The following is a 12,826-nucleotide window of genomic DNA, read 5'->3' on the forward strand; positions in this document are numbered from 1 at the left end:
AATTTCTTTATGATTCATACGATTTACTCCCTTCTATGATGTTTTGCACACTCTTAAAATCCAATTTTCCTTGCGCCACCTCTTGCATTAATCCGATGATCTGTTCGTCTGTATACGTGCCCTTTGTTTGATGTGCTGCCGCGCTTTGATTGTGTCTTTCCGCTTTCGAGGCCAAATGAGCGGATAGAGCTTGGACAGTCTGACATTCAAGGATTTCCCGGCCAGTCATCTTCATCTGCGTGGTTTTTTCGATATGACGCATCAATTTTCGGCCAAGAATTGAATCCATCCCATAATCCAGAAAGTTTCTTTTGAAATTGATTCGATCCTCAGATATGCCCAACTCTCGTGCTAAAAATTGAACAATGATCTTTTGAATGTGTGTCTTCCTATTTGGCTCGTCAATCTCTGTTTTCATGTCTTGTGTATGCGGTTTGACGGACTCTGATTGGTGATTGCCTGATGAAACCCAATATCGCTCCCTTGCAAATGGATAGCCAGGTAAAGGGAGCATCCGAACGTCATCACCTTCATGAAGGAGTTCCCAAGGGATCTGATATCCTTTCACCCAACATTCCGCAATGTTTTCCAAATTTCTCTCTTTTGCAAAAGCTTGCAGGAAAGCTTCATCTTGTTCTTCTAACATCCCTTCCGTATGTCCTGTATAAAGGAATGCCTGTTGGCCTGATACCCCACCATTCTTCATCGCTTCCGCATATTCCTTCAATTTTCGCACCAATTGCTCCTGATTGTTTACAACGATCGCGAGCCTTGCTTCCATGGCTTTTCTCCCCACCTGAAGTGTATATGCAATATCAGGTAAAGAAAGGTTATGATTCTGCTCAAGATACACAATCATGCGGCTGACAGCATCCTGAAGCCGATTGTCATTTTGGGCTGAGAGCACGATGACCTGCGGACATTCAGCCGGCTCTTTATGTGGCTGTGTGAACGGCTGCTCATCCGGGATGTATTCTTCAATGACTGCATGCGCATTGGTGCCGCTGATTCCTGTCGTGCTGATTGTTCCCATCCTCGGCTTCTGATTTTCCCTGATCCATGGACGGTTCTCTTTACAAAGCACGAACGGGCTTTCTTTAAACTGAATATACGGGTTGTCCGATTCACAGTGATGAGTAGCCGGAATGGTCTGGTTTTTCATTGCCATCAGCATACTGATTAAAGCAACCACCCCTGACGCTGCAAATGTGTGACCGATTAAAGGTTTAATCGAGCTCATCATGCAGAATTGCTTCTGCTTCGTATATTTGCTGAACACGCTCGTTAATGCTTGGACCTCAAGCGGATCTCCAAGATTTGAGCCGGTACTGTGTGCCATCACATATTGAATATCGAGCGGGTTGATTTCATTTTTTTCATAAATGTTTTCGATCAATTCCGCCTGGCTGAAAGGATTTGGTGCAGTAATGCCATTGGTTTTGCCATCGTAATTCACACCGCTGGCCTTTATGCAGCCATAAATATGATCTTTATCTTCAATTGCCTTTGATAATGGTTTCAGGAGAACAGCAGCTACTGCTTCACCTGGCACCAAACCATTGGCATCCTGGTCAAACACTTTGCATTGTCCGTTCGGAGAAAGCATTTCGGCTCTTGTCAGCGCCTCAAAAGACATTTGAGAAATATTCAGGCTGACGCCGCCGGCTAAAGCCATTTCACAATCTCCTTGACGCAGGGCTGAACACGCCTGATGAATCGCTACAAGTCCAGATGAACATGCTGCTGTCAACGCCATATTAGGCCCTTTTAAATCTAATGCGTATGCGATTCGCGCAGATAATGTGGCGTTTTGCGTTCCATTAATGTAATCCGTATCTCCGGTTAAATGCGCATATTCTCCTTCTTCCACACCTACATAAACACCACAGGATTTTCCTTTTATCCGATGTCCCATATAGCCAGCGTCTTCAAATGTGTGCCATGCTTCCTCTAGAAAAATGCGCTGGCGCGGATCCATGCTTTCAGCTTCTTTAGGCGATATTTGAAAAAACAGCGGATCAAACCGGTCTATGTCCTTCAAAAATGCGCCCCATCTCGGCACTGCTTTTTCTGGATCTCTGTTAGCTCTTCCCCAGTCCCAGCGTTCTTTCGGAATCTCAGAGATACAATCTTTCCCGTTTTTCAGATTGTCCCATAGCTCATGAACCGAATCAGCTTGAGGAAACCTGCCGCTCATGCCGATAATGGCGATTGGCTCAGCGTGAGACTGCCGGACGCTTTTTTTATTGGTTTCTGGTTCTACAGAAACAGGAGCATCAGCTTCAGAAGGCTTTTGTGCCTCAGATGCATCATCCCGGTAAAATGCTTCGATCAGCTCTTTGTGATCCGTTAAGAAGAAGCGGATCAATTCTTGTAAAGTCGAATAGCCAAAAAATAAAGCCGGTGTCACTTCAATGTTGAAATGCTTTGATAATACATTCGAGAATTTAGCCAAATAGATCGAATCAAATCCGAAGTCGGCCCAATTTTTGTTCAAATTCAGCTTGTCCTTTGAGATTTTAAGTAATGCGTGAATATGCTCTTTCAAATCGTGTTCTAAACGCTTTTCAATGCTTAGCGTTTTGATCTCGTCCCTTTTTTCTTGTGCAGCAGGGGCTTGAATGGCCGGTTCCTGAATAGGTTCAGTCATTCCTAAAAAGCGGCTGACCCGGCTGGGCTGGCCGGCTATCACGAGATGCTGAGCATCCTGCTGAGACAGGATGTGTTCAAACATACGGATGCCTTCATCCGCTTCTAAGAAGCGCTGGCCGCTAGATTTCAGATACATATCAGTTGTTTCTTCATCACCGATTTTCATTCCGCCATCTTTCCATACAGGCCAGTTGATGACAAACGTTTTGCCGCTATGAAGCTCGTTTCTGTATTGTGCATAAGCCATTTGGAACCGATTCCCGATTGCATAATCACAACAGCCAAAATCTCCTAAAATCGCAGAAGATGAAGAAAAATAACAAACAAAATCAAGATTTTCATTTTTAAGCCATTCATCAAGCGCTATCGTACCGTTGATTTTCGGTTCAATGATGCGCCGGAAGCTTTCGATCTCTTTGTCAAAAATAGCAGAATCGCTCTCGACTCCTGCTGCATGAATAACGCCATTTATAGCGCCGAATCGGTCTTTCCCTCGTTTCACGCAGTCTCCCATCGCGATAGGATCAGAGACATCTGCTTCTGCATACATGGCTTCGCCGCCTAGATCCTTTACTTCTTTTATTTTCTTTTGCTTTTCTTCATTGAAAGGCGACCGCCCTGTCAAAATAACGTTTGCGGCATAGTGTTTAGCCAAATGCTTGGCGAATAAATAACCGAGCCCTCCTAAACCGCCTGTAATCAGGTAAGTACCGCCAGACTTCAATTTGCTGTTGTTCGGTTGTATCGCTGTCTGTTCAATGTGACTTACATATCGTTTGCCATTCTGATACAAAACAGTTTGTTCAGTTGAAGCCTGTAATTCCGTCCAGATCTTTCGTGCCCAATCATCCATTGATTTTTGATCTGCCGGCTGAAAGATTCCAGTCACTTTTGTATGTGGAAGGACAAGCCCGAGTGAACGTTCGAAGCCAATCCATGATTCCAGATAGCTCCGGTCAAGACCATTTTCAAAACGTCCTGCCAGCAGAAGCCGTGAAGGATGAAGCTTTGCCGCGGACATACCTTGTAATAGATAGACAATCAAGGAATGGTCCTTTATACAGCTCGCGTCTTCCGCAGGCCACATATAAAGGATTGCATCTGGCTCTCCATGTTCTTCCTGAATGCTCTGGAAGGCTTTTTCAAAAGTGGCGGGTTGTTGCCGTACAATCTGATAGCTGTTTTGAGATTGTTTGCTGTACACCTCACCCTGCGAAATAAAAATGACCTTGGTGTCTTGATCAACATTTTTCACAGATGCAGCAAATGCGTTTTGTTTTTCTCTATCAGTCAGAAAACAGATGAGCGTTTTGAAGCGTTTCGATGTGAGAGATGCAGGCTCTTCTTTCCACACTTCTTTAAAAGTCATCACCTCGAAATGTTCTTCTGTTTGCTGTTCACGATGCTGTTCTATAGACGCCGGGGCCTTTGCCGTGCCTGGTGCCCAGTAACGTTCTTTTGCAAATGGATATGCCGGAAGACTGATCCGGATCGGCTTATGGGTTTCGTACAGCTTATCCCAGTCAAAAGACAAGCCTTTCACCCAAAGATCCAGCAGTTTCGTGTATTTCCCTTTACTCATCCATGCCTCTATAATTTTTTCCGTATCTTCATCAGCTGATAAGACCGCTAATGCTTTTTTGTTATCATCAATGTGATCCAAGTAGAGGCTGTCTGTTTTGTTTTCGATAAAATCGTTTAGTTTTCTTTCAAGATCCTCTAATGATTCTGCTATAAAGCCCAGCCGTTCCTCCATTGCTTCACGGCCCGTTTGTAAGGTATAGGCGATCCGGATCAGATCTGTTTCGCTGTACCTTTTTTCTTGAATGGCTGTGAGCAGCTGCTCCGCTTTTTCTTGAAGCCGTTCCATGTTTTTAGCTGACAGCACAATCAGCGCAGGAGGATGAGCTTCAGCAGTTTGCGATTCTGTTCTCGGAATATATTCTTCCAGGATCATATGGGCATTGGACCCTCCGGCGCCAAAACTGCTCAATCCGGCACGTCTCGGCACCTCCTGCCCGTCAATCACCGGGCGCTTCCATTCACCAAGATCCTGCTGAACGACAAACGGCGTATGGTTGAATTCAATGTTTGGATTCAATCGCTGAGAATGCAATGATGGCGCAATTTGGCCGTATTTAAACTGAAAAAGTATTTTTGTCAGCCCTGCGATTCCAGCTGCACTTTCACAATGGCCGATATTTGACTTGCTGGAGCCAATCGCGCAAAACTGTTTCTCTTGCGTATCTTCCTCAAACGCTTTTGTTAATCCCGCTATCTCAATCGGATCTCCTAACGCGGTGCCTGTTCCGTGCGCTTCCACATAACTGATGGTTCGGGCAGGAATGTTGGCGCGCTCAATCGCTTCTTTAATCACCTGTGCCTGTGCATGAGGATTAGGAACGGTATAGCCATTCGTTTTTCCTCCGCTGTTAATCGCACTGGCCTTTATCACACCGTAAATATGGTCGCCGTCTGCTATTGCTTGCTGCAACGGCTTTAACACAATAGCTCCTACTCCTTCTCCGTCGACAAATCCATCTGCGTCATCGCCGAATGATTTACATGTATCACTTGCAGAGAGCATATTCATGACAGATAAGTTCTGATAATGGACCGGATCGACAACTAAATTAACACCGCCGGCAATGGCGCAATCACTCGATCCGCTATAAATGCTTTCCAGCGCTAAATGAATCGCTGTCAGAGAGGATGAGCAGGCAGTATCGACGGCAAGACTCGGGCCTTGGAAATTCAGCAAATAGGATATTCTGTTGGCGATAGACCAATAGCCGTAGCCGGTCGGATAATTTTTGTTCATGACTCCGGCAAAGACGCCGATTTTTCTGCTTGTACAGAGCGTGTCAGGCGTGTATCCCGCATCTTCTATACTTGCATAAGCGGTTTGCAGAAATAATCGCTCCTGAGGGTCCATTCTTTCTGCTTCGAGCGGAGAAATCTGAAAGAATAAAGGATCAAACTTGTCCATATCCTTGATAAATCCGCCCCATTTTGTATAAATCGACCCTTCTTTTCCTTTTTCTTTATCGTAATAGGCTTTCCAAACCCAGCGTTCTTTCGGAATTTCCTCAATACAATTTCTTCCTTCTTTTAAGTTGTTCCAAAAATCTTCTGCTGTTTCAGCCTGAGGATAACGTCCGGAAATGCCGATAACGGCAACGTCACGGCTGGCAAGAGCGTGTGTTGGCATTTCTTTCTCCCTGCTGAAGCCGAGCTTGCGAAAGCGCCGCGATCTTTTAGCGGCCTGTCCAGACTTTTGTAAAGATTCATTTTTGCTTGCGGCTGGTGTCTTTTGTTGAACTTGACGGTCAAGACCAGTCAGTTTCATGAGCGCTTCTGATTTTGTTTTGATTAAGTGTTCCACTAACGCGTCAATGGTCTGATACTCGAAAAATAAAGTGCTGCTTACATGGTCAAATTCTTTACGCAATGTATTTGTCAGCTGGACAACGACGATAGAATCAATACCGTACTTTTCAAGCGGTTCAGATGACTCAATCTTGCCTGCAGGAATTTTCAATGTTTCTCCAATTAGTTTTTTCATATATTCTGTGCTTTTTTCTCTGAGAGCGGCAGTATTTGATTGTCCATCTTTCTGCGTATCTATGTTTTGTGTATAGGCTTGCTCTTTATTAGACGCGGGGGAAACATCCTTCTCTGGCGAGACCACACTTTTCATCATCATACGGCGAACCAGTCCATTGCTTGAGGCTGCAACGATCTGGTGACTGAGATCATGGGCCGCTTCGGCCGGGAAGAAGACAGATTCAAAGCCTTCGCTTTCTAGTGCCGCTTTCCAGCTGTTAGGATATAAGCCTGGGCAGCCGGGAATCCGCACTGCAGGATCTTCATACAGCCACCAGCCTTCCAAGAGACCAAAGGTGATGTGAGGGAACAGGCTGTTTCCCGCCATTTCATTCAGCAGCAGCATTCCGTTGTTTTTCATCACTGCTTTTGTATGCCGCAGGGTTTGACGGATATTTTTTGTCGCATGAAGGACATTAGCAGCAATGACGACATCATAGCCGCCAGCCTCGATCTCCTGCTTGTCAATCGGTTTTTCTACGTCAAAAAGCTGATACGTCAGGTACGGATTTTCCGCCCCATATTCCTTTTCTGCATGCAGCAAAAATGCTTTCGACAGATCTGTATAACAGTATTCTTCGATATGATTTTGATAGGCTTTCAGTTTTTGAAAGATTCCGGCACTCGTGCCGCCTGTGCCCGCGCCTATTTCCATAATGCGAATCGATGCCTCAGAATCATGCTTCAGCCGTTCATTCAGGTAAGCTATTAACGTATCGGCAAGCACTTTATTAAAATAGTCTGCCACTTGGTTTTGCTTATAAATGCCTTCCACCAATTCCATTGAGGAATGCGGGAACATGATATCTGTGGCAGGCACTTCCCCTGTCAAAATATCCGGTAATGCTTTCAGCATGGTTTCTGCTAATACAACCATTGCCTTTGTATTGCTGTCTTTGAGCCATTTTTCTTTTTTCGCATTCCATTCTTGCCAAAGCAGCCCGATATCCTCTGCTTGATCCTTCATTACCAATGAATCTCCATCTCTCTTAAGGTAATCATGCTGCTGAAGAAATTCACTGCTTTGCTGAAGCCATTTTTCATAAAATTCACGAGTCTTGTATTGTTGAAGGCGCTCAACTGATAATCTATGACCATCAAACAGCCCGGCCGTTTGCAGCTGGCCTAATAACAACCTGTAAAGAAGATCGTCCAACTCTTCATGTGTAACTCTTTGAACTTGTCCTGTTTTCGGCAGGCGCTCCTTCAGGCTTTCAGCGTCTGCTGAAGGGTCCTCGGGATAAAGGGTGATGAATTCATTCTGATTCACACCTTCGACTGCGACAGGTTTTGTCGTATGAATGAAAGCCGTTTGGCTGACTGGCCCAGAAAGCAGTGCTTCCAGCGCCTTCATACCTTCCGCAGGTTCAATTAAACCTAAGCCAATTTGATTCATGAGCTGTACATATTGTTCATCCTCGGCCGCTTCACTGTTACCCCAATATCCCCAGTTCATGACTTTTACAGGGCAAGCCCAGCTTTGGGAGAGCTGGTGAGCAAAAGCATCTGCAAATGCACAGCCAGAGGCATAATGGCTTTGCTTTACGTTTTTGATATGAGCTACAAGCGAAGAGAAGAATAGTACAAAATCCAAACGTTCATGTTGGAACACTTGAGCCGTACGGACACTGGCATCCACCTTGGCCGCCAGTCCGGTTTCAAATTCTTCCAGTGTCATATTTTCCAGGCTTTGCTCAAATAAAACCATTGCAGAGTGGACGATCCCGTGAATGTGAGGATGACGCTTTTTCACTTGATCATAAGCCTGCTGCAATGAATGCATGTCCGCTGCATCGGCCGAAATATAGTAAGGCTCAGGGCCAAGCTCGGAAAGACGGTCTACTTTCGCCTGAATGGCATCATTGATTTGACTGCGTCCAATCCAAACGATTTGCGCCTGATAGCGGCGGATCATGTACTCACTCCATGCCTCCCCGATGTACCCGGCACCTCCGATGACCACATATACTCCGCCTGTTCGATATAGCGTGTCATTTGACGGTGAATGGCGATATGGGATCAGTTGCTGCTGATGCCATTGCTGATTCCGATAAGCCCAAGTGTGGCCAAGATGGTCAGCAGGGAGCGTAAACATTTGATGTACCGGCCATGTGCAACCTTCTTCAAGATCAAGAAGACGGATGTTCCAATGCGGATATTCCTTAGCGATTGTGCCGGCGAGTCCATGAATGCTTGCATGAGCGGGATGTACTGTCTCGTGTTGAGTAACCGGCTGCGCTTGGACGGTCACAAAAGACCATTCTAGCTTTTTCTCACCATAGCCTAATTGAAGACATGCCTTCACAAGCTTAAATGCCTGAAGAACAGCCTCTCCTTGTCCCTCACTAACCATATTCTCTGGGTGTGACGGGGCAATCCACAATACATGGTCAATGTCTCCGCACGCTTGCAGCTTGTCCGCTATTGCAGCAATGTCATCTGCAGGCCGGATATCTACAAATGAAACCTGAGGATGATGCTGCTTTATTAACATCCGTTCACCTTCAGTACCGCCGCATAAAACAGCCTGCATCCCAACAAACGAAGCATTGTCTTTACCATTTGGAGAAACCGGTTCCCAGGCAGGGATCATCATTGTATGCCCTGTCAGCGGAGAATCAGCTGCTGCTTGAGGTTTGGTCTGCTGTTCTCCCTCAAGTGCTCGCATCGAAGCCCCCTTCATTCGAACGCAAACGTTCCCGTTCTCATCACATAGATCAATATCGTACTTCCTGACCTTGTCCTCCGCTTTACTGTCTAAACTGTATCGAATATAAGACCAAATCTCCTCAGGACACGGGCTGAAAACGTCAAGCTGCTGCAATGCAAACGGGAGAGACAGCTGATGGGCTTGCACGTCAGCTTTGACTGAGCTAACGATAAAACCGACCGTGGCATGGAAGGCGGAATCCATCAAACTCGGGTGGAGCGTAAAATGCTGCTTGCCGTCTTTTAGAAAAGCAGGTAACGAGATTTTTGCAAGCAATCGATCTTGTCCGACAAGCACTTTTTCAATCCCTTGATAGCCCTTGCCATAGTCAAGCCCAATCTTTCGAAACGCTGTATAGCATTGTTCTGACGTCACTGTATCCAGGCTGCATTCTGTCTGTATTGATGCAAGGTCTAAAACAGGAGTGTCCGCTTCAGCTGAAATGACTGCACGACCTTGACTGTGTATCATCGGGGTTTCTTCTTTATTTTCAGAGCTGCTGTAAATGTCAAAGGAAATGTCCCCGTTATCCTCAGGATAAAGGCCAATATGTATTTCTTTTGGTTCACTTCCTATCGTGATAGGACGAATCCAGACGATGTCCTTAAGCGACACAACTCTTTGTTCACCTTCCAGATCCCCCGCAGCTTTTTCGGCTGCTTCCCTTGCCATTTCTAAATAAGCAACACCCGGCAAGATTTTTTGTCCCTGCACAACATGATCAGATAGGAAAAATTCCTTGCCTGTAAAAACAGAGCTAAAGCGCTGCTCAGTAAAGTCTGACGTATTGCGGTGCACCAGCGGATGTAAGGTATGATCTACTGTGCTGTTTTTTGTTTCGGGAGCCGGTATCCAGTAGCGCTCCTTAGCAAATGGGTATGTCGGAACACTGATTTTAAGCGGCTTGCGATCACCGTATAGCTCATCCCAGATGACCCGCTTTCCTTGAACCCATGATTCCGCCATCTTCTTCAATTCGCTGTCTGCTATCGTGTTGTTTCTCAGCGCATTCTCCGATGTTGGCCCGGCGGCCTCCTGATTCTCCTTGGCTTGTCCGGTCCAGCAGCCATCGATCTCTTTGTCACCATTTGCAAACGCCCGAAGTTTAGCAGTTAAATCCTTTATGTCCTTCACGATGAAGGCTGCCCGTTCCTCCATTTCCACCCGTCCTGCCTGCAATGTATAAGCTAATGCTATAATATTGATATCCTCGCTAAGAAAATCAAGGAGTTTTAGAGCATAAGCCTGCAGACGGTCTTTGTTTCTCGCGGACAACGGAATCATTATTTGGTCATTTTTCGCTAAAACCGACTCTGAAAAACTCTCTGCCGGGATATATTCCTCCAAAATAAGATGTGCATTTGATCCTGAAGCGCCAAACGAACTTAAACCGGCACGGCGGGGATATGTGATGTCCATCCCGTTTTCTGTCAATGATGGCTGCTCCCATTTTTTCGTTTCATGCTGGACAAAAAACGGGGTTTGATCGAGCTGCAAATATGGATTCAACTCTTCTGAGTGTAATGACGGCACCAATGTTTTATGATGCAGCTGCAGGACAGTCTTCGTTAAACCGCTGATGCCGGCTGCAGATTCGGCATGACCAATATTTGATTTCACAGAACCGATTGAGCAGAATTGCTTGTCCTGCGTATTGCGGCTGAAAGCCTTCACCAATCCTTGTATTTCAATCGGATCCCCTAATGAGGTGCCAGTGCCATGGGCTTCAACATAGCTGATGGTGCGCGGATCAATTCCTGTTTTCTCTAAACACGCTTCGATAACATCAGCTTGAGCTACCGGGCTCGGAACTGTAATTCCGCTTACTTTTCCTACATGATTAATTGCACTGCCTTTGATGACAGCATAGATCCGGTCGCCGTCCTGTTCAGCTTTTCGCAGCGGCTTTAACAGCACTGTTCCGACACCTTCTCCGGATACGTAGCCATCCCCACCTTTGCCGAATGTATGGCAATAGCCATCACTTGAGTGCATCCCCACACTGCCGTAGCTGATATATTTAGCCGGATGCAGTGACAAATTAACACCTCCGGCAAGCGCGGCCTCACATTCTCCATTCCGGATGCTCTCTATTGCCAGATGAACCGCAGTTAATGAAGAAGAGCAGACTGTATCCACCGCCATGCTTGGACCGTGGAAATTACAATAGTAAGAGACCCTGTTGGCAATTTGCGCATAATTCAGTGATAAAGGAAATGCATTTTGTTCTGATAGAGCCTCCGCTCCTATAAGGGAGTAGTCCTTATGCATAACACCTGCAAATACGCCGACATGCTGCCTTTTATTTTCTCCCTGCGGTGAAGCAATTGTTTCTGGTGTATACCCCGCATCTTCAATAGCTTCCCAGCACGTCTCTAAAAATAAGCGTTCCTGAGGGTCCATGGTTTCCGCTTCACGGGGTGAAATCCTGAAAAATTGAGGATCAAAACAATCAGCATCCTCGATAAACCCGCCCCATTTTGACAATGGCTTGCCCGAAGGTGAATCCAGCCCATTGTCTTCCTTCCATTCCCAGCGCGAGTTTGGGATCTCCGTGATGCAGTCGGTACCTGTCTTAAGATTTTCCCAAAATTCCTGTATGTTTTTTGCCTTAGGATAACGGCCTGCCATTCCGATAATGGCGATATCTTCCCCAAATTCTCGTAAAGAGGGAGCGGCGTCTGAAGAATCCTGCATTGGTTTAGGAGACTGGCGGACTGTTTCGTCCGCCTCTCCCATTGAATAGTGTTCAGCAAGATGCGCAGCTAGTTCTGCAATCGTTGTATATTCAAACAGCAGCGTTGGCGAAAGATCCGCTCCAATCTTAGCCCCTATCTCCTGAACTACTTTAAGCAAAGATGGTGAATCCATCCCAAGCTCATAGTATCCAGCGTGGATATCCATTTGTTCTGCCGGCCTTTCAAGCTGTTCAGCAAGCAATTGTCGCAAATACGTTTCAAATGCAGTATAGTCCAGACCGGTATTCTGAGAGACAGCATGTCTTTCTTCTTGAATTTCTTTGGCCGAATGAAAGGCTGACCCTTCCCGTACAGACTTGCCTGCAAACTGTTTCAGCTCGGCCACTTTTTGTCCGGAGGAATTAAAATATTCAACCGTCATATAAGTGAGTTCTTTCTTCTGGCGCACAGATGAAGAGAGGATCCGGGCTGTACATCCTTTTTGTAATCGTTCTGAAGCTGAAAACGATTCATAACACAATGGAAGATACATCGTTTGTCCTGAGAGCAGGCAGCTTGAACCTATGCCGCTGCCGTCAATGAGAGTCGGGTGAAACAGAAACGCCTCAGAATGAAGCAATGCTTCCTGTCCGACAGATAGATCAATTAAAGCACCCTCTTTGGTTTCATAAATCTGCCCTTCTGCCTTCATCATGCCTGTATGAACTAATTGTTGAGAGCGGCATTGTTCATACAGATCATCTAAATTCAGAATCCTGTCAGCTGTACTTTTCCACTGATTAAGGTTTATGGTTTCGGCAAAAGCAGTCCGTTCTTTACGACGCATTTCAGCCGTCACATATTGTCTTTTGTCCGTTAGCGACTCGCCATGCTGTTTTTGTCCGTCGATGATGATGGACCATGTCCCCTCCTTGCTTTCAGACGCGTGAATGGTCAGGGCGATGTCATGCGATTCGTCTGCGGTCAAAGGGTAAAAAATGGTCAGGTTTTTTAATTCAAGCTCTTGGTATGAGAAACCATGTTCTTGGAATACTTGATAGATCAAATCGATATAAGCAAGGCCGGGTAATAACGCTTGTCCATATACCTTATGGTTGGACATGATCGGATTATTTAATGAAATGTGCAGTTGTTCAGTTATCATTTTCCCACTCCTCTC

At 45.8% G+C, this 12,826-nt stretch carries 1 protein-coding gene; it reads right to left on the minus strand.

Going from position 1 to position 12,826, the window contains the following annotated elements; genetic code table 11:
* Positions 1–7 precede the first annotated feature (7 nt).
* Complete coding sequence (locus tag CVV77_RS03630; protein WP_100274669.1) at positions 8–12,811, minus strand: SDR family NAD(P)-dependent oxidoreductase; 12,804 nt, start codon at positions 12,809–12,811, stop codon at positions 8–10.
* Positions 12,812–12,826 lie beyond the last annotated feature (15 nt).

Origin of the sequence: Bacillus sp. SN1, from assembly GCF_002796895.1 — a bacterium.
GTDB lineage: Bacteria > Bacillota > Bacilli > Bacillales > Bacillaceae > Bacillus > Bacillus inaquosorum.

Coding starts and splice junctions, on each gene's coding strand:
- CVV77_RS03630 (WP_100274669.1), bottom strand. CDS start 12,811: ATGATAACTGAACAACTGCACATTTCATTAAATAATCCGATCATGTCC.